The 26,798-nt window shown below is 41.3% G+C and carries 28 protein-coding genes; 11 read left to right on the forward strand and 17 right to left on the reverse strand.

Annotated elements, in window-relative coordinates; all coding sequences use genetic code 11:
- Positions 1–710 precede the first annotated feature (710 nt).
- From nrfA to yegD, 8 genes are all read left to right on the forward strand, one after another.
- A complete protein-coding gene (gene nrfA, locus PR761_RS13525) occupies positions 711–2,144 on the forward strand; it encodes an ammonia-forming nitrite reductase cytochrome c552 subunit (RefSeq protein WP_006815073.1) in 1,434 nt (477 codons plus the stop codon).
- Positions 2,145–2,192: 48 nt separating this feature from the next.
- Positions 2,193–2,765 carry a cytochrome c nitrite reductase pentaheme subunit gene (gene nrfB / locus PR761_RS13530; RefSeq protein ID WP_006815074.1) on the forward strand — a complete coding sequence of 191 codons (573 nt, stop codon included), beginning with the start codon at positions 2,193–2,195 and terminating at the stop codon, positions 2,763–2,765.
- Positions 2,762–3,433 (forward strand): cytochrome c nitrite reductase Fe-S protein, encoded by a 672-nt coding sequence (gene nrfC, locus PR761_RS13535; RefSeq protein ID WP_112837235.1) that lies wholly within the window; start codon positions 2,762–2,764, stop codon positions 3,431–3,433. Before nrfB ends, nrfC begins: the two co-directional genes overlap by 4 nt.
- Entirely contained in the window at positions 3,430–4,386 is a 957-nt protein-coding gene (gene nrfD / locus PR761_RS13540) for a cytochrome c nitrite reductase subunit NrfD (protein WP_006815076.1), read from the forward strand. Before nrfC ends, nrfD begins: the two co-directional genes overlap by 4 nt.
- Before the next feature lie 24 nt (positions 4,387–4,410).
- A complete protein-coding gene (locus PR761_RS13545; protein WP_154610663.1) occupies positions 4,411–6,192 on the forward strand; it encodes a heme lyase CcmF/NrfE family subunit in 1,782 nt (593 codons plus the stop codon).
- Positions 6,185–7,258 (forward strand): heme lyase NrfEFG subunit NrfF, encoded by a 1,074-nt coding sequence (gene nrfF / locus PR761_RS13550; protein WP_006815078.1) that lies wholly within the window; start codon positions 6,185–6,187, stop codon positions 7,256–7,258. Before PR761_RS13545 ends, nrfF begins: the two co-directional genes overlap by 8 nt.
- Before the next feature lie 113 nt (positions 7,259–7,371).
- Entirely contained in the window at positions 7,372–7,758 is a 387-nt protein-coding gene (locus PR761_RS13555) for a hypothetical protein (RefSeq protein ID WP_223844705.1), read from the forward strand.
- 201 nt (positions 7,759–7,959) lie between these two features.
- On the forward strand, positions 7,960–9,312 hold the full coding sequence (gene yegD, locus PR761_RS13560) for a molecular chaperone (RefSeq protein WP_154610664.1): 1,353 nt from the start codon (positions 7,960–7,962) through the stop codon (positions 9,310–9,312).
- Between the two features lie 39 nt (positions 9,313–9,351).
- Here the strand turns inward: yegD and PR761_RS13565 are convergent, their stop codons facing one another.
- From PR761_RS13565 to PR761_RS13585, 5 genes are all read right to left on the reverse strand, one after another.
- Positions 9,352–10,026, reverse strand: coding sequence for an ABC transporter ATP-binding protein (locus PR761_RS13565; protein ID WP_039855165.1), 675 nt, complete (start codon positions 10,024–10,026; stop codon positions 9,352–9,354).
- Positions 10,027–10,044: 18 nt separating this feature from the next.
- Complete coding sequence (locus PR761_RS13570) at positions 10,045–11,745, reverse strand: ABC transporter permease (protein ID WP_006815083.1); 1,701 nt, start codon at positions 11,743–11,745, stop codon at positions 10,045–10,047.
- Positions 11,729–12,763 carry a Fe(3+) ABC transporter substrate-binding protein gene (locus PR761_RS13575; protein ID WP_039855440.1) on the reverse strand — a complete coding sequence of 345 codons (1,035 nt, stop codon included), beginning with the start codon at positions 12,761–12,763 and terminating at the stop codon, positions 11,729–11,731. The genes PR761_RS13570 and PR761_RS13575 overlap by 17 nt, the downstream gene beginning before the upstream one ends.
- 254 nt (positions 12,764–13,017) lie before the next feature.
- On the reverse strand, positions 13,018–14,472 hold the full coding sequence (locus tag PR761_RS13580; RefSeq protein ID WP_154610665.1) for a glycoside hydrolase family 32 protein: 1,455 nt from the start codon (positions 14,470–14,472) through the stop codon (positions 13,018–13,020).
- Positions 14,469–15,731 (reverse strand): MFS transporter, encoded by a 1,263-nt coding sequence (locus tag PR761_RS13585; protein WP_006815086.1) that lies wholly within the window; start codon positions 15,729–15,731, stop codon positions 14,469–14,471. The genes PR761_RS13580 and PR761_RS13585 overlap by 4 nt, the downstream gene beginning before the upstream one ends.
- Positions 15,732–15,968: 237 nt before the next feature.
- Between PR761_RS13585 and PR761_RS13590 the strand changes: the two genes are divergently transcribed.
- Positions 15,969–16,892 carry an aminoimidazole riboside kinase gene (locus tag PR761_RS13590; RefSeq protein WP_112837242.1) on the forward strand — a complete coding sequence of 308 codons (924 nt, stop codon included), beginning with the start codon at positions 15,969–15,971 and terminating at the stop codon, positions 16,890–16,892.
- Between the two features lie 29 nt (positions 16,893–16,921).
- Here the strand turns inward: PR761_RS13590 and PR761_RS13595 are convergent, their stop codons facing one another.
- From PR761_RS13595 to PR761_RS13645, 11 genes are all read right to left on the reverse strand, one after another.
- Positions 16,922–17,410 (reverse strand): hypothetical protein, encoded by a 489-nt coding sequence (locus PR761_RS13595; RefSeq protein WP_112837243.1) that lies wholly within the window; start codon positions 17,408–17,410, stop codon positions 16,922–16,924.
- Between the two features lie 510 nt (positions 17,411–17,920).
- Positions 17,921–18,421: a tyrosine-type recombinase/integrase gene (locus PR761_RS13600; protein ID WP_154610700.1), complete on the reverse strand. Its 501-nt coding sequence runs from the start codon at positions 18,419–18,421 to the stop codon at positions 17,921–17,923.
- Positions 18,422–18,691: 270 nt separating this feature from the next.
- Positions 18,692–19,141, reverse strand: coding sequence for an IrmA family protein (locus PR761_RS13605; protein ID WP_154610666.1), 450 nt, complete (start codon positions 19,139–19,141; stop codon positions 18,692–18,694).
- Positions 19,142–19,206: 65 nt separating this feature from the next.
- Complete coding sequence (locus PR761_RS13610; protein WP_154610667.1) at positions 19,207–19,695, reverse strand: hypothetical protein; 489 nt, start codon at positions 19,693–19,695, stop codon at positions 19,207–19,209.
- Between the two features lie 150 nt (positions 19,696–19,845).
- Positions 19,846–20,319: a hypothetical protein gene (locus PR761_RS13615; RefSeq protein WP_154610668.1), complete on the reverse strand. Its 474-nt coding sequence runs from the start codon at positions 20,317–20,319 to the stop codon at positions 19,846–19,848.
- A gap of 5 nt (positions 20,320–20,324) precedes the next feature.
- On the reverse strand, positions 20,325–20,501 hold the full coding sequence (locus PR761_RS13620) for a hypothetical protein (protein WP_195848282.1): 177 nt from the start codon (positions 20,499–20,501) through the stop codon (positions 20,325–20,327).
- On the reverse strand, positions 20,498–21,205 hold the full coding sequence (locus tag PR761_RS13625; RefSeq protein ID WP_154610669.1) for a helix-turn-helix transcriptional regulator: 708 nt from the start codon (positions 21,203–21,205) through the stop codon (positions 20,498–20,500). The genes PR761_RS13620 and PR761_RS13625 overlap by 4 nt, the downstream gene beginning before the upstream one ends.
- A gap of 212 nt (positions 21,206–21,417) precedes the next feature.
- Positions 21,418–22,254: a DUF932 domain-containing protein gene (locus PR761_RS13630; protein ID WP_154610670.1), complete on the reverse strand. Its 837-nt coding sequence runs from the start codon at positions 22,252–22,254 to the stop codon at positions 21,418–21,420.
- Positions 22,255–22,268: 14 nt separating this feature from the next.
- Complete coding sequence (locus PR761_RS13635; protein WP_154610671.1) at positions 22,269–22,694, reverse strand: antirestriction protein; 426 nt, start codon at positions 22,692–22,694, stop codon at positions 22,269–22,271.
- 91 nt (positions 22,695–22,785) lie between these two features.
- Positions 22,786–23,658 (reverse strand): GTPase family protein, encoded by an 873-nt coding sequence (locus PR761_RS13640; protein WP_154610672.1) that lies wholly within the window; start codon positions 23,656–23,658, stop codon positions 22,786–22,788.
- Positions 23,659–23,719: 61 nt separating this feature from the next.
- Positions 23,720–24,652, reverse strand: a complete 933-nt coding sequence (locus tag PR761_RS13645) for a hypothetical protein (RefSeq protein ID WP_112860536.1) — start codon at positions 24,650–24,652, stop codon at positions 23,720–23,722.
- 437 nt (positions 24,653–25,089) lie between these two features.
- On the opposite strand from PR761_RS13645, the gene PR761_RS13650 reads away from it, so the two are divergent.
- Both PR761_RS13650 and PR761_RS13655 read left to right on the forward strand, forming a co-directional pair.
- The gene (locus PR761_RS13650; RefSeq protein WP_036975213.1) at positions 25,090–25,677 is read left to right on the forward strand and encodes an inovirus Gp2 family protein; all 588 of its coding nucleotides are present in this window, start codon (positions 25,090–25,092) and stop codon (positions 25,675–25,677) included.
- Between the two features lie 105 nt (positions 25,678–25,782).
- On the forward strand, positions 25,783–25,992 hold the full coding sequence (locus PR761_RS13655) for a helix-turn-helix transcriptional regulator (RefSeq protein WP_036968140.1): 210 nt from the start codon (positions 25,783–25,785) through the stop codon (positions 25,990–25,992).
- 348 nt (positions 25,993–26,340) lie between these two features.
- Here the strand turns inward: PR761_RS13655 and arsC are convergent, their stop codons facing one another.
- Positions 26,341–26,793 carry a glutaredoxin-dependent arsenate reductase gene (gene arsC, locus PR761_RS13660; RefSeq protein ID WP_036975215.1) on the reverse strand — a complete coding sequence of 151 codons (453 nt, stop codon included), beginning with the start codon at positions 26,791–26,793 and terminating at the stop codon, positions 26,341–26,343.
- Between the last annotated feature and the right edge of the window lie 5 nt (positions 26,794–26,798).

Here is a 26,798-nt window from a genome sequence, read left to right on the forward strand (position 1 = left end):
AATAAACCGTAATTTTTATATGTATATTCAGCGTGAATATTAAATAGCTAATTATCAAAAATACATACTACCAAGTAGGTAATGAATTTGATGGCGTTATTATTAGGAAAAAAGGGATGTCCCCCACTTTATTGATGAATAAATTCTAAAAATATTCTTAAACAACAAATTAAGGTCGTTTGATAATCATTCATTAACATTTAGCAAATATGTTTTTTGCATTTAACCTTGAATTTTAAGATTACTATTTTTAATTCATCTGATTTAATACTACTAAAGTAGTATATGAAGAGCATTTTTGTGAAAATTTATATTTACTTTTTTTGATATTACGCATGTTTTGAGTCAAAAATTAACCAATGAAAATTACACCACTAAGTAATTAAGATTAAATACAATGTAATATCAATCCATTACGACATAAAAAACCGTTAAAGAAAATAATAACCATTCTTATCTAGTTATTTAATATAAAAATTAACAATCAAAAATAGATAATTTTTTAAATAACTAATCTTACTTATTTTTAATTAATTTTTGACACGAAAAAATAAACTCAAATTAACTATTGATCAAAAACAATATTTTTAGTGTGGTTTTTTGTTAATTATATAAGTTGGCTATTGTCTGATAGCAATAGTGCGATTGTTATCAAATATAAAAATAAATACAGCTAATGGGATGGCTGGCTTACTTCACTCGAGGCCCTTATGGCAAAGATAAGAAATAATGCACTGTACTTACTTAGTTTGCTTGCAGGAATATTTCTATTTACTTCTGTTCAGGCACAAACTCCGACTAAGGATACTACATCAACAATTAACGCTCGAAATGAAACCTTCGAGGCTTCTCATCCAGATCAATATCATTCATGGAGAGCGACTTCTGAACAATCGCAACGGGAAGATGCACTTGCTGAAGATCCTCGCCTAGTCGTGTTATGGGCAGGGTATCCATTCTCCCGCGACTACAGTAAACCTCGAGGTCACGCTTACGCGATTATTGACGTACGAGAAACATTACGAACAGGCGCACCAAAGACTGCTGAAGATGGGCCTCTTCCTATGGCATGTTGGAGCTGTAAAAGCCCTGATGTCGCAAGACTCATTCAGGAACATGGCGAAGATGGCTACTTTAAAGGTAAATGGGCAAAAGGTGGTCCAGAAGTTGTTAACGTATTAGGTTGTGCTGACTGCCATAAAACAGACTCTCCGGAGTTTGCGAAAGGCAAACCCGAATTAACCCTGTCACGTCCTTACGCTGAACGCGCTATGGAAACCATCGGAAAACCTTTCGATAAAGCCAGTCGATTTGACCAACAATCGATGGTTTGCGGTCAATGCCACGTTGAATACTATTTTTCTGGTGAAAATAAATCCGTAAAATTCCCTTGGGATAACGGTACGAAAGTCGAAGATATGGAAGTGTACTACGACAATATCGCCTTTTCTGATTGGACTAACACCCTATCAAAAGCACCAATGATAAAAGCCCAGCATCCAGAATATGAAACATGGAGTGCAGGGATCCACGGTAAAAATAATGTCACTTGTATTGACTGCCACATGCCTAAGTTACAAAACGAAAAAGGCGAGCTATACACCAGCCATAAAATTGGTAATCCATTCGATAACTTTGAGCAAACTTGCAGTAGCTGCCATACCCAAAGTAAAGAACAACTACAAGGGGTCGTTGCTGAACGTAAAAAAGCTATCCAAGAGATGAAGCTTAAAGTGGAAGATCAGTTAGTGCGCGCTCACTTTGAAGCCAAAGCCGCTTGGGATGCTGGCGCTACGGATGCTGAGATGAAAGATATTTTAACCGATATCCGCCACGCTCAATGGCGTTGGGATCTCGCTATCGCTTCGCACGGTATCCATATGCATGCTCCTGATGAAGGCTTACGAATGTTAGGTGGTGCGATGGATAAAGCCGCTGATGCCCGTACCAAACTAGCGCGCTTACTGGGTTCTAAAGGAATTACCCATGAAATTGCAATTCCAGATATCTCCACGAAAGAAAAAGCTCAACAAGCTATCGGCCTAGATATGCAAAAAATCAATGCCGAAAAACAAGAGTTTTTGAAAACCGTGGTTCCACAGTGGGATGCACAGGCACGTAAAAACGACCTGTTAGCCAAATAACCGACATCACCCCAGTTATTCTGGGGTGAGATAACCAATGGAGTGAATATGAGCGTACTACGTTCGTTATTAACTGCTGGGGTGCTGGCATCAGGCTTGTTATGGGCAATGGCTACATCTGCGACACCGAAAATGGCGGAAGATGCTGCCAAAGATGGACGTTGGTTGGTGACGCAGCAGCGTAGCCCTGATGCAGCTTGCCTTGATTGCCATAAACCCGATAAAGAAGGCATGCACGGTACGCATGCTGAGGTCATTAACCCGAATAACAATTTACCCGTGACCTGCACTAACTGTCATGGTAAACCGGGGCCTGATCACCGCGAAGGTGTCAAGGATGTCATGCGGTTTAATAATCCAATGTACACGGTAGAGCAACAAAATAGCGTCTGCTTATCCTGTCACTTACCGGAACAACTGCAAAAAGCATTCTGGCCACACGATGTTCATGTCACCAAAGTTGCCTGTGCCAGCTGTCATGACCTTCACCCTCAACAAGATACGATGAAAGTGTTGACGGATAAAGGTCGGGTAAAAATTTGTGTTGATTGCCACTCTGACCAACGGGATAACCCGAATTTTAATCCTGCTGCGGTCAATGTGCTTAAGGAGCAGCCATGAGTTGTTCTCGTCGTCAATTCATTATTTATTCAGGAGCACTGGCGGCGGTAGGCGGTATTGCGGGGCAATCCCTCGCCAATACCATGAAGATTGATGGGGTACGCTACGGCATGATCCACGATGAAAATCTGTGTATTGGCTGTACCGCATGTATGGATGCATGTCGTGAAGTTAATCAAGTGCCTGAAGGGGTGTCGAGGCTCACCATTATTCGTAGTGAGCCGATTGGTCAATTTCCTGATGTCAAATATCGTTTCTTCCGCCATTCTTGCCAGCATTGTGAACATGCCCCTTGTGTCGATGTGTGCCCTACTGGCGCGTCATTCATCGATAAAGCAACGGGGATCGTCGATGTTAACCCTGACTTGTGTGTAGGCTGCCAATACTGTATTGCGGCTTGCCCTTACCGTGTCAGATTTATCCATCCTATAAACAAAACTGCAGATAAGTGCGACTTTTGCCGTAAAACTAATCTTAAAAAAGGTAAGCAACCCGCTTGCGTTGAATCTTGCCCAACTAAGGCATTGGTTTTTGGTAATTTAGACGACCCAAACAGTGCCGTCTCCTTGATGCTAAGCCAAAAACCGACTTATCGATTCAAAATCGCTCTTGGTACAAAACCTAAAATGTACCGAGTTCCCTTTAAATATGGAGAGGTTAGCCAATGACAACTGCTTCAGCTTTCCATTTTGAATCCTTAGTTTGGGACTGGCCAATTGCGGTATATCTATTTTTGATCGGTATCTCCGCAGGCTTAGTCGTACTCGCAGTTCTAATGCGCCGTTATTATCCTAACGCCGCTGGCAGTGACAGCACTATTATGCGAGTCACTTTAGTTTTAGCACCAAGCACCATTATTCTCGGTCTATTGATCCTGATCCTCCATTTGACCCGTCCATGGACATTCTGGAAGTTAATGTTCCACTATAGTCCAACCTCCGTGATGTCGATGGGGGTTATGCTATTTCAGGTATATATGGCTGTTTTAGTGGTCTGGCTGGCTAAAATTTATGAAAAAGAGGTGATAGCGCTACAACAAAAATGGTTACCTAAACTCACCCTGATCCCTCGTCTACTCGCCATGTTAAATCGAGCAATTCGTACGCTAGATATCGCAATGCTGGTACTTGGGGTATTACTTGGCGCCTACACTGGATTTTTATTATCCGCGTTAAAGTCCTATCCTTTCTTAAACAACCCAATACTGCCCGCTTTATTCTTATTCTCTGGAATTTCATCGGGGTTAGCGGTCTGTTTAATGACTATCGCCCTACGCTATCGTAAAAATATTCATAACCAAGAAACCACTTTTTTACATAAAGTTGAAGGTTTCGTCGTCTGGTTAGAACTGTTTTTACTGGCCGCATTTTTTATTGGCCTAGCGCTAGGGGATGATGGAAAACTACGTTCATTAGTTGCAGCTCTTGGTGGCGGCTTCTGGACTTGGTGGTTCTGGATTGGCGTTATAGGTGTTGGCTTCGTGATCCCACTGGCATTGAAAAAATGGCAACAAAACAGTAGCCAAGCTTTTCGAGTGTTAATCGTCAGTGGTGCTAGCTTAATCGGGGTGTTTTTCCTGCGCTTCTTTGTGTTATATGCAGGTCAATTAACCGTTGCCTAACCCGTTAATAAGTAAAGGTGATATTTGGAAATTTTTCTTCCAGAAATAGGTTTTATCAGCCTACTACTGGCACTGTGTATCACCAGTTTCCACGCCTTCTGTGGGATTGTGGGAGCATTCAAACACGCTCCGAGTCAAATGTCTCGGGGCGTGCTTTGCACGTCTCTACAATTTATTTTTCTTCTCATTGCCTTTATTTGCCTAACACTTAGTTTTATTAACAGTGATTTCTCGGTAGTTTATGTAGCACAACATAGCCATCGCTTATCTCCTTTAGTGATTAAAATTGCCGCTGTTTGGGGTGGTCATGAAGGCTCTTTACTTCTGTGGGTACTCTTTTTTTCCAGTTGGAGTACGTTATTCGCTTGGCGTTATCGCCAGCAAAATAGTTCATTTTTCCCACTAACACTCGCCATATTAGCCGCCATGAGCGTGGCATTATTGCTGTTTATCGTCTTTTATTCCGACCCCTTTGAACGGATCTTTCCACCTGCGATTGAGGGACGAGATCTCAATCCGATGTTGCAACATTGGGGATTAATCCTGCATCCCCCTTTACTGTATCTCGGCTACAGTGGCTTAATGTTAGTCGCGGCATTAGTATTAGCTTGGTTACTCGCTTATCCAACGATTTTGCCTGACGATGCCAGCCAAGCGATTGGGCGTCTATGTTGGCGTTTTGCAGTTCCAAGTTGGTGCATACTCACTTGCGGTATTATCCTGGGTTCTTGGTGGGCATACAGTGAATTAGGCTGGGGAGGATGGTGGTTTTGGGATCCCGTCGAAAATGCATCGTTGCTCCCATGGCTCTCGGCGACCGCACTATTACATAGCTTAGCCATCACCCGCAGAGTCGGATTATACCGCCACTGGTCAATGTTATTGGCACTATTGACCCTCATTCTAGCTTTGCTCGGTACGTTGATTGTTCGCTCAGGGATCTTGGTTTCGGTTCACGCGTTTGCTTTAGATAATGTCAGAGCGGTTCCACTGTTTTTATTATTCAGTGTATTAAGCCTTGGCACACTCTTTATTTATGGCTGGAAAGCCAAATTTCCCCCCTCTCATTTAGAAAGAAAAGCACCCCGAGAAATTTATTTATTACTCGCCTTAATTCTATTTTCTATTGTTCTATTGATTGTGCTGATTGGTACACTCTACCCAATGATTTATGGGCTATTCGGGTTAGGAAAAATATCGGTAGGCGCGCCCTATTTCAATCAAGCCTTATTGCCGTTTGGCTTGATTATGTTGCTGGTTATTCTCGCAAGCACTATTCATTATCGAACGATTAATACCAACAGCAAGGCATCACTCTATCGCCAATTTGGCACCATCCTAAAGGATAAACTTCCTGCTTTAGTGGCTCACTCAGGGGTTTTGCTCTTCGCTGTAGGTATTTTACTTTCAGCCACAAATCGACATGAAGTTAGCCTGAATATTTCCGTTGGACAATCTATCTCGTTAGCGGGTTATCAATTTAAATTTGAGCAGCTGCAACTTGCCGCAGAATCGAATTACACCACAGAAAAAGCGCTAATTCAGGTTAAACAAAATCATCAATCTCTGTTTAATATCATTACAGAGCGCCGTTTATATTCAGCCCGACAACAACTCATGATTGAGCCGGGGATCCATTGGGGTTGGCTGCGTAACTGGTATGTGGTTTTAGGGGAAAAAACAGGTTCTGATCGTTACGCTATGCGTTTTTATGTTCAAGATGGGATCCAATGGATTTGGCTAGGTGGCTTCGTTATGTGTTTTGGGGCATTGATTAGCTGGGGTAGAGGACGCAAAAATGGTTAAGTTCATTGTTAGCCTTTTATTGTTAATCTGTACTTTTAGTGTCCATGCTCAAATTGTCGATACATGGCAATTTAGCTCTTCTGAAGAACAAGAAATCTCATTACAGATTGCTTCTCAGCTACGTTGCCCACAATGCCAAAACCAAAATTTATTGGAATCAAACGCCCCTACCGCTGTCAGTATGCGCCATCAAGTTTTTAAAATGGTTGCTGAGGGGAAAACAGAATCACAGATTATCGCTTATATGACCGAACGCTATGGGAATTTTGTATTATACAATCCCCCCTTTTCTCTCGGTACATCATTATTATGGCTACTACCGTTACTCTCTATTATTACTATAATATTTATTTTATGGCGATTCGGATTATTTAAGAAAAAAAATAATCAGTCCGAAACTTCATTAATATTGATTGATAATCCTGATTATAGTGAAAGTCAGTTATTACCTTTAGATATTAAAAATACTGAACTAAGTAAATCTGTATGGTTTAAATATCATTATATTTTTATGAGCTTTATTTTAGTCGTTGTCATGGTAGGCTATTTTGCATTACCTCGTTTTCAATTAGTACTTGAGTCCTACCAAGTGATGACCGATCCCATGCAATCTTTTACGCCTCTTCAACAAGAGACCCGTGACTTACAACGCTTGCAAGACGATATTCGCCAGACGCCTGACAATAGCGAGCTATGGGCTACGCTAGGTGAATATTATTTATATCAAAATAGCTATCAAAATTCCTTAATAGCCTACCGTTATGCCTTACAATATTCAGGCGAAAATGCACAGTTATATTCAGCTATTGCTGCCGTATTATATTATCAAGCTGGACAGCAGCTTACGGATGATGTGCAAAAAATGATAGACAAAGCACTGAGTCTAGATGAAAATGAAGTCACCGCTCTCATGTTATTAGCGTCAGATGCATTTATGAATGCAAACTACGCTACCGCGATTAATATCTGGCAAACATTACTCGACAACAATAGTAGCCGAATTAATCGAGCACAAATTATTGAAGCAATTCAAATGGCAAAATTAATGGAAAATAATGCCAAATAATAAAATTTCTTTCTCTTTTATTTTCTTCTCAATAACTCACATTGATAAAAAATAATAATAAATTTAATTGTTAAATATTCTAATTTAGAACAATCAATATTATGAAAAATAAGATGTTTTCACTCTTAGTCTATACGCTTATTGCGGGTAGCGCTTTTTTAGCGGGGGTGATGGTTAACTACACACCGGACTTAGATATTGTCAAAAAATCACAGGCTGCTGTTGAGGATCTTTTAGATTATCCCAAAACTGTGGAATTTAAAGACGTTAAATACCATGAAATAAGAGAAACTCTCGATCATGGTATCTTGGGGTATGTCTGCGGTCAGGTTCTCGTTTTTGACGCTAGAAACACCTATAATTACCACCGCTTTATCGTAAAAACCTATCAACACCAAGATGGCCGAAATATTGTCTCTATTCCATTATTAGAGAGAGAGGGAATAGAATTTCCTCTTGATGAATTTAATTCTATCTGGAATAAAAATTGTCAGAAATAAAAATTAATACTTAACAGAATATGATTAGTTCCCCCAGTAAGTGATTACTGGGTTGATTAGCTAATCTTGCCATTATTCATGCCCTCATTCTTTCTAGTTTGCTTAATCTCAAAAATAAACATGCGGTTCAGATAGCAATTCAGCTGTGCTTGATATACAGTTTTCCACTTTTTTCTTGGCACCCTAAATTTTGGAGGCGAAATGTTTATTGGTTTTGACTACGGCACATCTAACTGTTCTGTCGCAATGATGAAAGAGGGAAATCCTCAACTATTACCGTTAGAAGGAAATCACTTTTACATCCCATCAACCCTTTGTGCGCCGACAAGAGAGTCTGTCTCTGAACATTTATTTCGTCATCTGAATATCTCTCCAAGTGACCAAATTGGTCAGCAAATTTTACGCCGCTCTATCGCCTTTAACCAAGAGGAAGGCATTGAGTTAGTTCCTGAAGATATCGTCTTTGGCCAGGCAGCATTGGAACTTTACCTACGCGACCCTCGGGATGTTTATTACGTTAAATCCCCAAAATCATTCCTTGGTGCCTCTGGTCTTCATGAAACACAAGTCAGTTTCTTTGAAGACCTCGTTTGTGCCATGATGGCGAATATTAAGCGCACCGCAGAAGCGACAACCCAGCAAGAGATCCTCGATACGGTTATCGGTCGCCCAATTAACTTTCATGGTCGCGGTGGAGAGCTAGCTAACCAGCAGGCAGAAGCCATTCTAATGAAGGCAGCTAAGCGGGCTGGATTTAAAAATATCGAATTTCAATTTGAACCCGTAGCAGCCGGATTGGAATATGAAGCAACATTATCACAAGACCAAGTCATTCTGGTGGTCGATATTGGTGGCGGTACTACCGACTGCTCATTGATTCAGATGGGACCAAGCTATCGTGGTAGCCACGACCGCACTCAATCATTATTAGCCCACAGTGGTCAACGTGTGGGTGGTAATGACCTCGATATCTTTATTGCACTAAAACAACTCATGCAGCTGTTTGGTATGGAAAGCCAATACCAATCTGGAATTAAAATGCCGCTGCTACAATTTTGGAATCCTATTGCAATTAATAATGTCGAAGCCCAAAAAGAGTTTTATTCTCGACCAAACCTGACAGCGTTAACCCGTTTACAGCAAGATGCCGCAGAGCCAGCACTTATCGCTCGATTACTTGAGGTTTACCACCAAACCTTGGGATATCGCATTGTACGTAAAGCAGAAGAAGCTAAAATTGCCTTATCCGATGATCTCAACTATTTAGCCCAAATCCCTTTAGCCAAAGAGCTGCTGGAGACGAATATCAGTCGAGAAAAAATGGTGGAGTCCATTGAATCACCAAAAAGCAAAATGATTGAATTAGTCAAAGAAGCGGTAATTCAGGGGGGTGTACAGCCAGATGCGATTTTTGTCACTGGGGGAAGCGCGCGATCACCAATCCTACATAAGGCAATCCAACAGCAGTTGCCAAATATTCCGATTGTTCGTGGGGATGATTTCGGTTCTGTGACCGCCGGTTTAGCACGCTGGGCACAAACTTGTTTTAACTAATTGAACAATAACTATGCCGCGTTGAGCGGCATGGTTATTTTACGATTCAGATATCAATCGTCCGTCTTTCAGATAACTGATTTTACTTGCCATCAATTGCGCTTCATCTTCACTGTGGGTCACTAACAACGCAGTTTGTCCCGCTTCACGTAAAATATCTCTGACTTCTTGCCCTAAACGTTTTCGGCTATCTGGGTCTAAACTCGATAATGGTTCATCAAGAAGCAAGACTGCAGGTTGAGGCGCTAAGGCACGTGCTAAAGCAATACGTTGCTGCTGTCCACCAGACATTTCATGAGGATAACGACCCGCCAGCTCTTTCAACTCCACTAAATCTAGTAATTCATGTACCCGAGCATGTTGATATTCTTTCGGCTGTTTTCTCAAACCAAAAGCAATATTCTGCGCCGCGGTTAAATGAGGAAATAGCGCATAATCCTGAAACACCATGCCCACATTACGTTGTTCTGGGGGAAGATGAATTCCATCCCCTGCCACACAGCGTCCGCCCACATAAATCGTGCCCTGCTCTACATGTTCAAAGCCAGCAATAGCACGTAATGCCGTCGTTTTACCACATCCAGAAGAACCAAGTAAACAGCCAATTTCCCCTGCCCCTATGTGCAAAGAAAAGCCATTCAAGACATGATTACGTTGATGTTTACTCCCATAAGAGACATGCACATTATCAAGAACTAACATTGTGTCTGACACCTTGAGACTTCCTTATAGTTATTGTTGTTTTGACTTGGATGAAGATAATTGACTACGCGCCAGTAATATCACGGGAAGCGTTCCTGCCAATACAATCAATAATGCAGCAATAGCTCCTTCTTCGTAGGTGCCTCGTGCTGCTTCGGCATACAATGAGGTTGCCAATGTTTCAAAGTTAACAGGACGGAGTAGCAATGTGGTTGGCAGCTCTTTCATCGCATCAGCAAACACCAATAAAGCACTGGTCACTAATGCTGGGCGCAGCAAGGGCAAATGTACGCGGAAAAAGGTTCTGGATTCACTTTCTCCGAGTAATCTTGACGCTTGTTCCATGCTCGGTGGAATTCGGGTTAATCCCGCATCAATCGCCCCTATCGAAATCGCCATAAAGCGGATAGAACAGCAGATAACTAACAAAATTCCCGACGAAAGCAACGGTAAGCCCCGATAATTGAATAATTCAGCCAACACATTATCCAATGCCATCCCCGGCGTTAATAATCCAATAGCCAGCACCGTTCCCGGAACGGCATACCCCAGTGAAGCCACTTTCATTAATGTACGTCGAGTTTCTGGAGAGCCTCCAGAAATTGCACTTGATCTCGCATACCATGCCACAATCAAACTCACCAACGTCACCACGACGGTCACGCCCATCGCTAATAATAATGAATTTTGTAATGATTGTAGGAGGCTGGTAGAGATTTCCATGCTATCGCTGAGTCGCTTGATACTTTCCCAGCCTAAAAATAGCGCCGGCGCAACAAAGCCTAATAATACGGGCAGTAAAGTACATAAGGTCGCCAACCACGCGTGAACGCCCGTTAACCGAGTCGGTAAAATTCCTCGCATTTGCCGACCGGTACTATAACGTTGATTCTTGCGTCCATAATATTCCAAGGCCAGCAGCAAAATAATCACTGTTAACATCGAACACGCAATTTGCGCTGCTGCCGCTAGGTCTGAACGAGTTACCCAAGTGGTATACACCGTGACTGTCAGGGTGTTGATACCTAGGAATTCTGAAGCACCGATATCATTGAGGGTTTCGAGTAGCGCTAAGCTCGTTCCAACCACCAGCGCAGGACGAGCCATGGGTAGAGCAACACGGAAAAATGTTCCTGTCGAGCTCAATCCGAGAGTACGAGCGGCCTCCAATAAATGCGCTGGCTGGCTCATAAACATGGCTCGCATGGTGAGGTAAACGTAGGGATATAGCACCAGCCCCAATAATAAAATAGCCCCCGTCATGGAGCGCAAGTCAGGAAGCCTAAACTCTCGAGGGCCGCTATAGCCTAATAAATTGCGAATAACTTCTTGAATCGGGCCGATGGGATGCAGTAAATCAAGCCACGCAAATGCCACAATATAGGTAGGCATGGCAAGGGGAAGCAATAATGCCCAACTGAATAGCCGTTTTCCCGGGAAATCAAATGCCGTGACTAACCAAGCGCAGCCTGCCCCGATAACCATGACCAACACGCCAACACCAAGTAATAACATCAGGGTATTGAATGTCGCGTCCGGTAATACGTACTTCAGCAAGTGTTCCCAATGACTGACACCCGAACTTGCGGCAAGCCATAATAGAAATAATAAAGGGGTCATCACGCCAAGCGTAATGACCACAACACAAATACTTAACGGCGAAAAACCAAAACGTGGCAACCCGAAGGCGCCACGCTGATTGGATAAGCCTGTTTTATTGATCGAATCCAACTTTATCTACCAACTGGCTAGCTTGTTTACGGTATTTAACGATCTCAGTCAGTGGGATGTTATCAACTTTGATTTCACCAATCGCACTATTAATCGTGGCATCCAAAGGAACCCCTTTACGGATTGGATATTCATAGTTTGCTTGTGCATACAGCTGTTGAGCCGGAACTGAAACCAGATATTCCATCAATTTCACAGCTTGCTCTTTATGTGGTGCATTACGAGCAACCGCTGCGCCAGTGATATTGACGTGAGTGCCACCATTGGTGAAGGTTGGCTGAACCACTTTAATTGCATCACCCCATTGACGGGCATCAGTGCCCTCTTTGGCATTTTTCATGTGACCAACATAATAGGAGTTCGCTAAACCCACATCACAGATACCACCCAGAATGTCGCGAGCAACATCACGGTCACCACCAGCTGCTTTACGAGCTAAATTATTTTTCACGTCGCGTAACCAAGCTTCAGTTTTCGCTTCACCATCATGGGCGATCATCGCTGCAACTAACGCTGTGTTGTATGGATGTTGACCTGCACGAATACAGATTTTACCTTTCCATTGTGGGTCGGCTAAGTTTTCATAAGTAATGCTGCTTAATGGCATGGATTTTTCTGCATACAAGACGCGGGCACGCATCGATAAGCCAAACCATTGGTTATCTTTATCACGTAAGGAAGCAGGGATCACTTCAGTTAATACTTCAGATTGAACCGGTTGCGTCACACCCGCATCAACTAAATCAATTAAGTTCCCAGCATCAACTGTCATTAATAAGTCCGCTGGAGAATTTTTACCTTCCGCTTTAACACGCTCTAACATGCCATCTTTAATGTAGACAGTATTCACGTCAATGGCGGTTTCTTTCGTAAAAGCATCCAGAAGCGGCTGGATTAATCCAGGTTCGCGAGTGGTGTACAAAGTCAGGGAATCTTTTGCCATCGCTGGCAATGCGCAGGTAACAATAAGCGATGAGGCCAATGTAATTAAACGAGTCTTATTACGTAAAAAATACATTTTTTTCAACATATTGCGATCTTCTCCAAGGTGAAGTGATGCTTAAATTTATTTATTGAGTATTTTTGGTAAGTCGAAAAAAGTATATATGATAACGAATCTCGTTTGCAAATTATTTCCATTCGTAAATAATCAAGATTAATAATAATTAAAATTAATTAATACAGAATAATTGATTTTATTATTTGAATAAGGTTAAAAATTAAAAAAGGACACCCTGAGATGTCCTTTAAAATCAATAAAATTAGATATTTTTATACATCTAGCTCGGTATCGGATAATCCCAGTAGCCTTAATGCCCCTTCCATTAGAATGGCTTTTCCATGGAATGAAAATAGCGCTAACTGGCGCTGGTCTCTCTGCGGGTAAATTCGGCTACTCATCGTCGCGTCTCCCTCATTCACAAAGACTTCAATAGAAGAATAGTCGATAAATATTCTTAACTTGAGAAGCTCAGTTTTTGGCAAAGGAATACTACGATAACCATCCAAACCATATTCAGGATAATGACGCCACAGAACCAACCGTTCAGCTTGATTATCAACATATAATTCAAGCCCATTTCCTAAGCACATCCCATAGCGCTCAGCCTGACTATCTTGGATATTCCACGTGATTTCTAGCTCAACACTACGGGCATCTTTAAATAAAACCTCCGTTCCAGTGATTGATTGAGCAACAATAGGTGTACTTTGTTGGCGCAATAATTCAACCTCACGCACCGGACGCTGGCAAAGTTTGCCATCACGTTCGAATAATTCACGGGGTAATGTTAAACAACCCGCCCATTTTTCTTGCTTAGAAGGCATAGGCGATTCCCACATATCCATCCACGCCATAATCACTCGACGACCATCTTCCGTTGTAAAAGATTGTGGTGCATAGAAATCATGCCCATGATCCAACTCATGGAATGTCGATGTCAGTGCAAATGCGCTATTTGGCTGCCAGTGACCTTGCAACACACCGCATTGAAAACGATTACGATATTGATAACCTTCACTTTTTTTACCCTGCGGAGAAAACATTAAATAATGATGGTCTCCGCAAGGGAAGAAATCAGGGCATTCCCACATGTAGCTATCGCCAAATTCGGAGTGAGCAAGTACTCGCTCAAGTTGCCAATCACGTAGGGATGTACCACGGTACAATAAAACTTGCCCTACATCGGCAGCATCTCGAGCACCAATCACCATCCACCAATATCCATCTTGTTGCCACACTTTAGGGTCACGAAAATGCATGATGCCCTCTGGCGGTGTCAGAACAACACCTTGCTTTTCAAAATGGATTCCATCTTCACTGGTTGCAAGGCACTGAACTTCACGAATACCACTATCATCTCCGGGTTCTTTCAACCAAACATGTCCGGTGTACAACAGGGAAAGCACACCATTATCATCAACTGCGCTGCCAGAAAAACAGCCATCGCGATCATATTCATCACCGGGAGCTAAAGCGATAGGTTGATGCTGCCAATGCACCATATCGGAACTTGTTGCATGCCCCCAATGCATCGGACCCCAATCTTCACTCATAGGATGGTGTTGATAAAAAGCATGATAGTGCCCAGCAAACCAAGTTAAGCCATTGGGATCATTCATCCACCCTGCCGGTGGCGCTAAATGAAAAGAGGGATAAAATTCATCGCCGCGATGAGCTTGGAGTTGTTCGAGCGCTAATTGCGCAGTTTGAAGTTTCTGTTTCATAGTTCTACCGTTTTTTTCTGAATACTGACATTGTGAACTTTTGAGCTGTTTTCAGATTTCAGCAGCACACAAGAAATAATGGTTAACGTAAAGACAATACCCGCCAAAATCATATAGGTATCCGCAAAGCCAATCCGGTCATAACTGATCCCAGCTAATGGGGATAGCACCGTGGCGCACAGTGAGGCAATAAACTGGAAGCCCACGAGATAAATCGTGGCAGATAAACGCTTATCGAAAACTGTAGTGATATATTTAAATAAAGATATCAGTAGGATAGGAAGTTCAACGGCATGAAGTAATTTCATGAAAGAAATCGTAATGGTGTCATCTGCCAAACCCGAACCTAAGATACGTAGCGCCATTACAAATCCACTGAGGAGTAATCCATTCTTGGCGCCAATTCGGTTGACTAAGAATGGGGCTAAAAACATGCCGCCTGCTTCTAGAAAAACTTGCAGTGAATTCAGGTAACCAAACATTTCATTACCATGACTTTGTTCACTAAATAGTGAGGCAAAATAGATTGGGAATTGTTGGTCATATACGTTATAGACGCTGACGCCACACACAAAAACGACCAGAGACCAAAATGAACGCATTTTGAGTAACCCCAAGGCATCTGACAGTTTTAGTGCATTACTTTTACCAAATTCCAGCTCATTCATCGCTTGAGGACGAACATCACTTAATCTCCATAATAAAATGATGAAAATTAATGCGGATACCGATCCCATCGCGAAATTATAATTTGGATTAATATTGAATAAGATACCGGCGAAGAATGTCGCTCCAGCCCATCCCAATGATCCCCACATGCGCGCTCGACCATATTCGAATCCCGCAATTCGACTTACACGCTCAGTGTAAGATTCTAAAGCCCCTATCCCAGCGAAAAACGTTGCCCCGACATACACGCCTAAACTGATTGATCCGAGGAAAATATTCCAACGTAACAATGGAGTACAAACAAAAATAAACCATGGACCACTGATCACCAGCATCACACCAATGTACCAAAGTAAGTTTTTGCGTAATCCAAGCTTATCTTGGATAAATCCATAAAGTGGCTGGGCACAGAATGCGGTTAAACTGATCACCGAGAAGATAATTCCCGTATCCGTCCCCTTTAAGCCCACCTTCTGACTGAGCCAAAGAGAGACCAGCGAAAACGCAGATGACCATGTCCAAAAAAAGGTGAATAGCAAGCCGCTAAGGATAAAATAAGCGTGCCGAGTTGCTCCTATTATCTTTCCCATACCTAAATTCTCATTGATGAAATTGCACTCATTGTTAGGCGTAATGGCAGTAGATTGAAAGTGTTACTGACCCAATTATGCGATGTTAATCACAATTGTTAACGTTAACATAATGGGTTTGTGATGATTATCACGTAAGCCTTAGGTTCCGAATCCCTTCACTGATAATTGGTTGTTATACTCGCAAGTAACACACGTTGGCACCATGCCATAAAAACTGATTTAGGAAAAATACACATGACAGCAAAAGTATGGGTTCTTGGGGATGCCGTTATTGATTTAATACCTGAAAAACCCGGTGTTCTATTACAATTACCGGGTGGTGCTCCTGCAAATGTGGCCGTAGGAATTTCTCGTCTAGAAGGTCGTAGTGGCTTTATTGGACGAGTCGGCGATGACCCCTTCGGTAAATTTATGCAACGTACACTACAGCAAGAGAACGTTGATACTACCTATATGAAACGGGATCCCAAGCACCGAACTTCAACCGTGGTTGTCGAATTGGATGAGGACGGTGAACGCACCTTTACATTTATGGTTCGTCCGAGCGCAGATTTATTTATCGAACCAACCGATTTACCCGTGTTTAAAGCCAATGAATGGCTACATGTTTGTTCGATTGCTCTGAGTGCAGAACCAAGCCGCAGTACAACATTTTTAGCCATGGAACAAATCCACAATGCTGGCGGCATGGTAAGTTTTGACCCTAATATCCGTACGGATTTATGGCAAGATAGTAATTTACTTCGAGAATGTTTACATCGCGCCTTAGAACTCGCTTCCGTCGCTAAATTATCAGAAGAAGAATTATTGTTTATTAGTGGTGAACTCGACCTACATCAAGGTATTGAAATACTAGCTAATCGCTATAATTTAAAACTTTTACTGGTCACTTTAGGTAAAGATGGCGTCATGGTGTATTGGAACGGTAAAGTTCGTCATTTTTCAGCAAGACCTGTTATGGTCGTTGATACCACAGGCGCAGGAGATGCTTTTGTCGCAGGTTTACTCGCAGGATTAGCCGTTCATGGATTACCGAGTGATGAACAAACTCTTGGCGTGATCATTGAGCAAGCTCAAGCTTGTGGCGCATTAGCGACAACCGCCAAAGGTGCCATGACTGCACTGCCATATCGCAAAGATTTAGAGCGCAGTTTATAAACTGAGCACTGATGATCTGTGTGGCGTTTTCACATCCGGATCATCAGGACTTCTGCTGGAAAACCAATGTATTCACTTAATTTATTATCCAGCTTTTCTGGGAATTCTGCGGCCATTTTATTCCATGTGTCTTTTCCCCAAAAGTCCGCATTATAAATAGAATAGGCTATTGTTTTAGTGAAATTAAGGTTATCCAGTGAAATGAATGTTTGGCAGCATGGCGCCTCTCGAAGCGAAGAGAGGTCATTGAGATGAAATTCCATGTCATTCTCATCATAAATTTCACTCAAAATATCGCATATCCATTCGAGTGTTATTGGTTTTTGGCAATGAGGACAAGCAACGACATCGTGACCACAAGGATTCGCATGGCATTGAATGCCATGACTCACCTCATGGTCAATATGCTCTGCTTCAACGTCGTAACCAGCTAAAAAATCAACAATTTTATTTTGTTGTTCTGTCGTGGGAATATAATCAATTTCTTTAGGGATAACCTTCAAAATATAGATGCCCATTTTATTTCCTTGGGTTTATTATCAGTCTGTTTACTTCCTCGGCAAAAAGAATAATTCGAATCCATAAATATGGTCGTTTCATTTTTTCAATCACAATCCTAATCGATAGTGAACACTGTAAAAAATTATTTTCATCATCTTATCTAAGTATTTGATGATACAATCCCGCAGTTAAATCGTATAGGTTTATATCATGGAAAAAACTAAGCCGTTACACCTTAAACAAACAAGATTATGCAACGAGATAATATCTTCGAAAAATTGATAATATTGCTATGACGATATTTTTTCATACCTATCCCATTTGCAATTATTGGTGGTAAACCTTTAGCTAGGTATGCTATTGCACTTTGGCCTATTTATATGATTCGCTATATTTTTATTTTCGTAAAAAAGCCAAATATATCAACGACCCAATACTTAGAAAGTTAACACTTATTTTAATGAAGGGTAACCCGTACACGTGTTATCAATTGAGTTTATTTGCACTTACACTATCTATTGGTATATTCATACGTTCTTTTGGAATTTCCGAAGCACTTCTAGCATATCCAGTGGCTTAATTTCCGTAATACTAACTTTACCGATATAAGGAAAGATATCTTTCTGGAAGGCTTCCAATAAATCATCAGCATAGCCTTCTGACCAATTAGGCTTTTTATAGTCATGCCATTCAAGCGTGATTTTCTCAAAGCTATTATTAATCTGAGACTCTTTTTCTCGCTTTTCGGCTTTCTTTACCAAAGATGGATCATCACCTAACGCCAATATGCGCTTGGCCTCTTCTCTTTTAGCCCTAGCTTGTGCGAGTGATATTGATGGATACACACCTAAAGCTAGCCTTTTCTCTTTGCCAGCATATCTGTATTTCATGCGCCAATACTTGGAGCCATTCGGAGCAACTTCTAAATACATGCCACCACCGTCAAAAAGTTTATAAGCTTTATCTTTTGGCTTGGAAGCCCTACTTGTCTGGCTGTTAGCTTTATTTGAGGGGGCATCAATTCTCATTGAACGGGATAATGCCCCCAATTATGCCCCCACATATATGTAGGTTTCAATAGACGTGGCTAGACCTTGAAATGCTATAGATTCTTGTGAGTGCTGGTTTTATAAGGATTTTATAGACTATTGTAGACTTTGGAATACTTGAGAATGGCCCCTACAGGATTCAAACACAAGCCAATTAACATTGTTTTATAATGAAAATATCGTGTTCGATAAATTTTATACCAACAAATATACCAACAATTATTTTTCTATCATAATGCCTAAGCTTTTCTACTTCCCTGAAATCGACATCTTCGCCAACTCTGGATTATTGGCCTCAAAGATGGATAGTGGTAATTCAACCTTACGACCGTTTTGATCTTCCACCGCTTTAACCACTTCAAATTCAGCAACATCCTCACACGGAATTTCCAATCCTGCAAACGTAACACGAGTAGCGCTAGAATCGCCAAAAGGTTCAACTTCAAGTACTGCATCCCCTAATACTTTTCCTTGTCCATCTTTCATTCGTAGCGTTAACTCAAGCGCACCAAACTCCGCATGGGCTAGAACCATATGGTTACCGCCATTATCGAGGGTAAATGAGTAACCACAGTAACCTTGGTTAATAAAGTTTGAGCTGGTATGTGTGATGCTCGCATAACGCTGTTGTTCTTCAGCCAAGCTAAATGTACTGACTGCCAATAAACTCATCGCAAAAATGCTCTTTATCTTATTCATTACGTTACCTTTAGTTATCTTGTATCGTCCTAGCTACCGCCATTGACGGCAGCGAGAATATAGATTTATTGTTGGTAGGTTTGCAATCCGCCTTTAGTACGGTCTTTTTCTTTCCAGCGCGGTCGGTTCTTACCTGAGAACTCTTTTTGCATACTCCAATACCCAATGGGATAACGAGCTACAATCGTCCCGCCAACACCAATATCGACCGAAGAGTACTGACCATTATTAATCGTCCCTTTTTGGACATAGGCGTTAGGGCTACAAGTGCCCGTATCGCGTTGTTGCCAATTTCCATCAGTTCTTGCCACGATATAAAAATCACCAAATGCACAGCCTGACGCGGATTTATGATTCAGTACAGCAACATAATGCTTGGTTGAGCCCACAATCCTACAGGTGTTGTTTTGGCTTCCACACACTTGCCATAAGGTTTTACCGCCATCCCCTTTATATTCCCAAATGGTATTTTTAGGGGGCTGGCTGGTGGCAGAGGCTGGTGATGTTATCAACCACAGTGAAGCTAATGCAGTCACAAATACATATTTTTTCATTATAAATTCCTATCAATATAAATAGAAACGTCAGATTGACGCTTGATGAACACCGTCTAATGGGTGCTTGGTTTTCCCTGATATGGCGTATTCGATGGTTATCGGGTGAATGGTGAATAAGGTATCCACAACAAAAATTGCTGATCATGTTTAATGTGATGGTTGACGATTTAGCCGCACTGAAACCCAGTGACGAATTCGTCGATGAAGATAAAAGGCAATACCAGTGGCGATAAGCAAATCAACCAGCAATATCGTGGTGGCGATACCTTCAGTAAAACCGTATAGCCAACCGGATGACATGATAATCAGTAGGCTAGAGAGGGCTAATCCGATAATGATGGTAGAGATAATGGCAATTAATTTGGGGTTGAAATGGATTCTATAATCAATCCCCTTAAAGGCACTTAAAACCCACAAGCCTAATTGCGCCAAGAGTTGTGGGATAAGCAAAGCCGAAATATATAAAACGAAGTACATCAATGTGATCCCATACGGGTTCATGATGAGAGCGATAAGCTGGAAGTGTGTTAACAATACGCCAGTGATCCAAAGGCATAACAAAATACTGATAACAATAGCGATGCGTTCTAAACCCAATTGTAAGTGTGAAACGGTGTTCATATTTTTTAAGCTTCCTTATGTGATGATGAATTCACGGTATGAGGGTGATTTTGAATAGGCATGATCCATTCGTGACCGCAATCGCGGCACATCCAGCCCGTGCCCCATGCAATGATATCTTGTTCAGAAGAACAGTGAGGGCAATGGGTTGGATGCGATGCTAGTGGGGCTAATAACGTCATGGTCGGCTCCTTTCTTTGTGTGATGGAAGAGAGGTAAGTAATTGTGATATCAATCGAAAATGCGGTAAGGCTGCGATAAAACTGTTTTGTTGTGACAATTGCATCACTGTGTGTTTCGGTGTGAAGGGGGTATTGAGTGGTTGAACTTGCTGGATATCCTCTAACAACAAGACATGCACTTGCTGGTGGTATTCCGCCAATAAATACCACTGGCCTTCACGGTAAATCAGTTGATAGGGTTGTAGCGGATTAAAACGACGCTCAGGTGTGAGTATGCTAATAGATTGCTTACTGGTAATGGCATACACCAATTGATAGAAATGGTCGGCATGTAAAGCCGAAATCTTATGGGCGTGATGCCAAATCAAACAAGGTGCATGAGGCTGCTGAGTTAACAGCAATCCCAGTAAGCGGCTGTCTAGCCCCGGAAACAATCGAGTCATCCCAATCTGTTTCACAAAGGTCAGAACATCTTTGTCTCGATAAGCTTTTAGCGTATTGATAGGCAAGCGATAACAACCTTGCCGACCTTCTACCCCCAGATAAGCCAAGCGTTCACGTAAATCGCGCTGTAACGTGCGTTCAGAAACATTGAACTCTTGGGCTAAACATGAGAGCACTAGACTTTCGCCCGCCATTAAGCGGGCAATCAGTGCAGAGAGTCGCACAGCCATGCGGTCATATTTTCGGTTGGTCTGAAACATAACGTATTGCTCTCAATAACAAACAGTTAGAAATGATAGGGATAAGGGAGTTTAACTTAGGGGATTGACAGGTTATGTCTGTTGGGAAAAATTCTCATTGGGCTTTTTAGTGAAAAATGACTATAAGTAATTCATTGATAAATAACGCCATGCTGTTTATTTAAACGATAGGAAAGTGAGGCGTAACGACACAACCTGTCAGGGCGGGAAAATTAGTTGGGCTGGCGAGGGGCGAGTTGGTTAAATAAGGTATCTGCCATCACCCACAGGGCTTTATTGAGTTTAATATCGCCATCAATCCCATTCACCGAACGAGTACGAGCGCGTTTACCTTTTGCAGTTCTGCCTGATAATCCCCCTCTAATTAAGTTCTCTTGTAAACGTTGGTACACCGTCCAAAGATCTTCTTTCTTATCTTCAACGCGTCGAGGCTGTAGAATTTGCTCTCGCGTGACAGGCTGGAACTCTTCACCAAAGCGGTAGGTCAAAGCCGCTTCAGCAAAAGCGTGCTGAGCGGGTGAAGGTAACAATAACGACTGCATACTTTCGCGTTTTTCAGCCACTTGCTCAAACGTATCGAGTACCTCATACGCCCCTTCAATCACTTTCCCCACCACATCCCCTTTATGAGGTACTCGCACTTCCCCTAACACATCACCGCACACCAAACCGTTAGAACACACGGCTCTAAAGAGTCCCGGCAACATCTGATAGCTGCTTGAACCATCATGGCTATTAAGCAGAATAATTTCAGGCACTTGTACGCCCGTGATTTGGTCATGGCGACGTAGCCTCAACATATGCTTGGTGTGCTCTCGACGGCTAACATCGCGTACCCGAGTTTGGCAGGCAAAGAACGGATAAAAGCCTTCTTTTTGTAGGCTATCTAACAAGGTGATGGTGGGAATGTAAGTGTACCGTTCACTACGTGAATCGTGCTTCTCTTCAGAAAATACACTCGGTACAGTACGGAATAACTCTTCGATGGTGAGTGGACGGTCACGGCGAATACTGTTAGCAGAGCCAAAACGCGAAGCTAATAAACTCATGATAAAACTCCGGATTAATCAATTAAGTGGAAAATGGCAGAGGATTCGGGATGTTGTGAAGCGTAGTCACGCAGCTGATAAAAGCGGTCGCACATCACTTCGCTTTCCGTTTGGAATGACCAGATGCTGTACAAGATCAGGCATACCGCAATGCCTGCCGCCTCTTGGCTCACGGTGGCTTCATTGCCGTTGTGCATGTTGAATAGTGTTAAGGTGTCCATGTTGATATCGGGGTAGATAAAGGCACCACCATTATTGAGCGAGCCGTACTCCCAGTAACCGCCATGATACTCATCGCAGAATTGGCCCATAGTGGTGAAGATCACCACTTCAAAGGTGGCCCAGCCTTTAACTGCACCAAAATGGTTGAACCAAAAATCAAGGCGCTGTTCATCGGGAACGAGTGTCATTGCAATAGCGGATTCAGTTGTGTTACTCATAAGTTGAGACTCCAGTAAAAAGAAATAAAAAAGCGCCAATCCCGTTAAGGACTAGCGCTTGATGTCATCAATGTTGTGTTAATTTAAGAAGTTAAAAGAAAAAACTCCACAGGGATTTAGCGACGGAAACGATACTATTTTTGACCGTATCAATCGTACTTTTTATCAATGGTGGCAAGGGAATGATGTCGATTAAAGTATCAACAATATCACTGATACATTGCCCAAAATCGTTACGTGCTGAAGTTTCTATGGATTGCGTTCGGTAAGTACTGCTCAGTTGCCTAGCGACACCGCTACTAGCCTCTGCCGGTAATACCTGTATTAATTGCTCTGCTAATTCAGTCAGTTGGTAACCTTCTGCCGCAGAAACCGTCATCACAGGATGATGCGGCTTAAATGCGGTTATCACGGCTTGTTGCTTCAATTCCAAGTTAGCTACTTGCTCAGAGGATGGTTGCTGGCACACTTCATCCCACTGGCGACAGGGCTCTATCTTGTCGGCTTGGTTCAGCACAAATAGAAATCTCTTAGGTTGATAACCGCATTGCTCAGTGAGAAAGCGATAACACTGTTCATCCGAAGACCATGCTCTGTCATCCGCTTTGAGTACCCAAATGATTAAATCCAGTTCTGGCAATAAACTACGATAGAGCTGGTGGTATTCTTTATCTCGCTCAAGGCTTTCCCCCACGCCGGGTAAATCAATAAAGGTGAGCGTATGGTTGTTCATCTTCATACTGAAGCGTTGGGCTTGGCGTGTGCAGCCAGAGACATTATTCACGGGTGATAATGTCGATTGGAATAGTGCGTTGATAAGGCTGGATTTTCCTGCTCCGGTTTTACCCATCAGGCCGATGGTGGGGGAGTAGTTTATTAGGTAGTTGAGTTGGTTGAAAAACAGATTTTTAAATGAAGCAGGAAAGGCAGAAATAACCCTTCCTAATTCAGGATATTCGTTCATATTGCTTCCTTGAAAATAAATTCATCATCATTCAAGGTAATAATATATATTTGAAATTGTTTTAATTTTTCTTTTCAACTAACGATATGAGTTCTTTAAGTGGATCTCGTGGCAAAACAATTTCTTCAATCATCGCCTCGATAATTTCGTTAATATTTTTATTATGATTTTTAGCTATTTCTTTTAATTTCAACATAGATGATTTTGAAATATACGTATTGAGTACAGCCTTATCTTTAACTCCATCACGATACTTTTTTTGGCTCCATGCCTTCCTTGTTTGAAATAAAAAAAGCTTTACACGTTCTACGGTTGAAATAACAGCCCAATAATCAAAACAGGAAACAATTATTTTCCATTTCTGATTTTTAATAAGAACATTAACATCATCATCAGCAGCAATATTTTCGCGCATCATCCTCTCTCCTATCCATTTTAACGCTTCAGTTTTTTTTGACAAAAATGAAAAAGGATCTGGATATTCTTTGGTAATAGATGAAGCTTTATCTCTCATTTGAAAAACTATCGCATTAAAATCTTTAGGGGTCATAAATAAAACTATAAAATCCAAAAAACAAACAATATAATGAAAAGGTATATTTTTACCCATCATTGGCATCAAATTTAAAGGTGAATAATTATACACTCCAGCCATAATTGATTTATGACCCATTTCTATAAGGTATTTATTATACGACTTCATGAGAAAGTTTAAGATAACAAATGATATTCTTTCATCCCTTAAAAAAGATAGTTGTTCTATTGGAATAGTTTTTCTCTCCACCTTTCTTAAATAATGATCAACATTATTTAAGACATTCCCGACATGCTGATTCAACTCACGAATTAACGTATTAACATTCTTACCTCTTGCCTCGATAATCATTTTATAAAAATCTTCAGGTAATAGTGTTTTTTCTGAAAGCATACAGAATAGGACAGCATAATATTGTCTACACTCCAAATAATTATCATTTACATCTACACTTATCATACACTCTCTCCACCTAGTATTTTTTGCAGACCTTTACGCTGTATTTTACGTAGTATTTAAGATGTTATTATGCTACATAACAATCAGTATTTATGTGTTGAAAATCACTATAACCACACAAATTATTATTAGAATGAAGACTAATCTTTAGATAAGCTAATATCAGAGTTGAACTACTTGAAAAAGTATCAGTTCACCTTTGTTCAAAAGCGCTCTGTCACGGTCATCGGTGATGAGATAGAGAAGAGCCTTGCCGTGTTGGTATAGTATTATCTTAATAAAGAAAACCTATCCCATAACTACACCTAGAACATTAATCATTACCCTGTCACTGACTCACTAATTCATATGCTCATCATTTTTCTAAAGTGATGAATTCTTATTTTTAACAACATCCATTCTAGATATGAAAATAAAACCAACCAAAGGTATCAATCATGTCTAGAAACACCTACAACGAGCATTACATTCAAAAGATAAACCACACCATCCGTAAATCACTCTCAACCTATAATCGAGTTACTGCTATTCGAGTGGACTTGCGATTTCCTTCATCGGATATAATTCACTTAAGTGACTCCAATGCCATCACCCGATTTTTTGAATCGTTAAAAGCAAAAATAAATGCTGACCTAAAACGTAAAAATAAAATATGGAAGCGTAACCATTCATGCCCTTTGTTTTATGTATGGGTCAGAGAGTTTGGTGAGATAAAAAACAAAAAACACTACCATGTACTTTTGCTATTAAATAAAGATGTTTATTGGAACCTAGGTGATTTTATTAAAACCAAAGGGACGCTCTATGCATTAGTACAACAAGCATGGTGTAGTGCTATTGGTGTAAACCATCCTGATAAGCGTTATTTAGTTCATATCCCGGACAACGCCGTTACTTGGCTAGATAATAATGAAACCCACAATGAAAGTGCGATATTCAAATTAAACCAGCGTTGTCGTTACTTAGCCAAAGAGCATACAAAATATTATGGTGATGGCGAGCGTTCTTTTGGGTGCAGCCGTTAATCTACCAATAAAAAACATGAGGGGGATATCTTTTGGAAGAGAGATATCCCTAAATATTCATCGATATCCCTTCTGCCTTTTAACTTTAAAGACAGGAGTTCAATAATGAGCACTCAAGCGATTCCCTTATTAGATGACCAATTCGTTGATATGAAATTTATAACCCGCTTAACCGGACTAACAGATAAATGGTTTTATAAATTGATCCAAGATGGGGAGTTTCCAAAGCCGATAAAACTGGGGCGTAGTTCTCGTTGGTTAAAGAGCGAAGTTGAAAATTGGTTACAAGCACGTATTGCCGAATCCAGAGTCTAACCATCACATCACTCTCCTATTCTGCGTTAGTAACACCAACATTTAAGTCACACTGAAAACTCAACAATGAGAAAGTATCATGCTCTTTATGAGACATTGCTACGCCTTTACCAACTCTGACTGAATGGACTTACCAAACTTACTGTCGCTCACGGAATGCTTCATCCCTATATCAAGAATAGTTACCAGCTGGTGGAGAGGATCATTGGCAAGCAGATGGAGAACCAGGGGCTGGAGATAATAATGAATGATTATGTATTATTCACAACAACATATTTTATTTAATTAACAGCACAAACACATACAGAGTGTTGAAGTTGCCAACAACACTCAATCTCATTCACTTTCTTAGGGTTTATGCTTAACTGGCCTCTTCATTTGAATTTTTACATCGTGACTACCAATCACTATTTGACCATCTTCCTTGATAAATTCACTTTGTTGCTGATTAGGCAATATATCTAACACTACCTCTGAAGGCCTGCACAACTTTACGCCTAGCGGAGTGACTACAATCGGCCTATTAATCAGTATCGGGTACTGCAACATAAAATCAATCAATTGCTCATCGGAATAAAGGTTATTTTCTAAATTTAATTGCTCATAGGGCTCAACATTTTTCCGTAGTAATTCGCTGACTGTGATTTTCATATCGGCGATAAGTTGCACTAACACATCCTTAGTCGGAGGTGTTTCTAGGTAATGAATAATCGTTGGCTCAACACCACTATTGCGGATCATGGCAAGGGTATTACGCGAAGTGCCACAATTGGGGTTATGGTAGATAGTGATCTCATTCATGGGGT

Source organism: Providencia sp. PROV210, from assembly GCF_028479445.1.
Lineage (GTDB): Bacteria > Pseudomonadota > Gammaproteobacteria > Enterobacterales > Enterobacteriaceae > Providencia > Providencia rustigianii.

Bases quoted from the DNA above. Each gene is read 5' to 3' on its own strand.
- PR761_RS13600 (WP_154610700.1), bottom strand. From the start codon at position 18,421: ATGAGAATTGATGCCCCCTCAAATAAAGCTAACAGCCAGACAAGTAGG.
- PR761_RS13595 (WP_112837243.1), bottom strand. From the start codon at position 17,410: ATGGGCATCTATATTTTGAAGGTTATCCCTAAAGAAATTGATTATATT.
- PR761_RS13625 (WP_154610669.1), bottom strand. From the start codon at position 21,205: ATGTTTCAGACCAACCGAAAATATGACCGCATGGCTGTGCGACTCTCT.
- PR761_RS13620 (WP_195848282.1), bottom strand. From the start codon at position 20,501: ATGACGTTATTAGCCCCACTAGCATCGCATCCAACCCATTGCCCTCAC.
- PR761_RS13635 (WP_154610671.1), bottom strand. From the start codon at position 22,694: ATGAGTAACACAACTGAATCCGCTATTGCAATGACACTCGTTCCCGAT.
- PR761_RS13555 (WP_223844705.1), top strand. From the start codon at position 7,372: ATGTTTTCACTCTTAGTCTATACGCTTATTGCGGGTAGCGCTTTTTTA.
- PR761_RS13615 (WP_154610668.1), bottom strand. From the start codon at position 20,319: ATGAACACCGTTTCACACTTACAATTGGGTTTAGAACGCATCGCTATT.
- PR761_RS13645 (WP_112860536.1), bottom strand. From the start codon at position 24,652: ATGATAAGTGTAGATGTAAATGATAATTATTTGGAGTGTAGACAATAT.
- PR761_RS13655 (WP_036968140.1), top strand. From the start codon at position 25,783: ATGAGCACTCAAGCGATTCCCTTATTAGATGACCAATTCGTTGATATG.
- nrfF (WP_006815078.1), top strand. From the start codon at position 6,185: ATGGTTAAGTTCATTGTTAGCCTTTTATTGTTAATCTGTACTTTTAGT.
- PR761_RS13605 (WP_154610666.1), bottom strand. From the start codon at position 19,141: ATGAATAAGATAAAGAGCATTTTTGCGATGAGTTTATTGGCAGTCAGT.
- PR761_RS13640 (WP_154610672.1), bottom strand. From the start codon at position 23,658: ATGAACGAATATCCTGAATTAGGAAGGGTTATTTCTGCCTTTCCTGCT.
- PR761_RS13650 (WP_036975213.1), top strand. From the start codon at position 25,090: ATGTCTAGAAACACCTACAACGAGCATTACATTCAAAAGATAAACCAC.
- PR761_RS13575 (WP_039855440.1), bottom strand. From the start codon at position 12,763: ATGTATTTTTTACGTAATAAGACTCGTTTAATTACATTGGCCTCATCG.
- PR761_RS13580 (WP_154610665.1), bottom strand. From the start codon at position 14,472: ATGAAACAGAAACTTCAAACTGCGCAATTAGCGCTCGAACAACTCCAA.
- PR761_RS13585 (WP_006815086.1), bottom strand. From the start codon at position 15,731: ATGGGAAAGATAATAGGAGCAACTCGGCACGCTTATTTTATCCTTAGC.
- PR761_RS13590 (WP_112837242.1), top strand. From the start codon at position 15,969: ATGACAGCAAAAGTATGGGTTCTTGGGGATGCCGTTATTGATTTAATA.
- nrfC (WP_112837235.1), top strand. From the start codon at position 2,762: ATGAGTTGTTCTCGTCGTCAATTCATTATTTATTCAGGAGCACTGGCG.
- arsC (WP_036975215.1), bottom strand. From the start codon at position 26,793: ATGAATGAGATCACTATCTACCATAACCCCAATTGTGGCACTTCGCGT.
- PR761_RS13610 (WP_154610667.1), bottom strand. From the start codon at position 19,695: ATGAAAAAATATGTATTTGTGACTGCATTAGCTTCACTGTGGTTGATA.
- nrfD (WP_006815076.1), top strand. From the start codon at position 3,430: ATGACAACTGCTTCAGCTTTCCATTTTGAATCCTTAGTTTGGGACTGG.
- PR761_RS13630 (WP_154610670.1), bottom strand. From the start codon at position 22,254: ATGAGTTTATTAGCTTCGCGTTTTGGCTCTGCTAACAGTATTCGCCGT.
- yegD (WP_154610664.1), top strand. From the start codon at position 7,960: ATGTTTATTGGTTTTGACTACGGCACATCTAACTGTTCTGTCGCAATG.
- nrfA (WP_006815073.1), top strand. From the start codon at position 711: ATGGCAAAGATAAGAAATAATGCACTGTACTTACTTAGTTTGCTTGCA.
- nrfB (WP_006815074.1), top strand. From the start codon at position 2,193: ATGAGCGTACTACGTTCGTTATTAACTGCTGGGGTGCTGGCATCAGGC.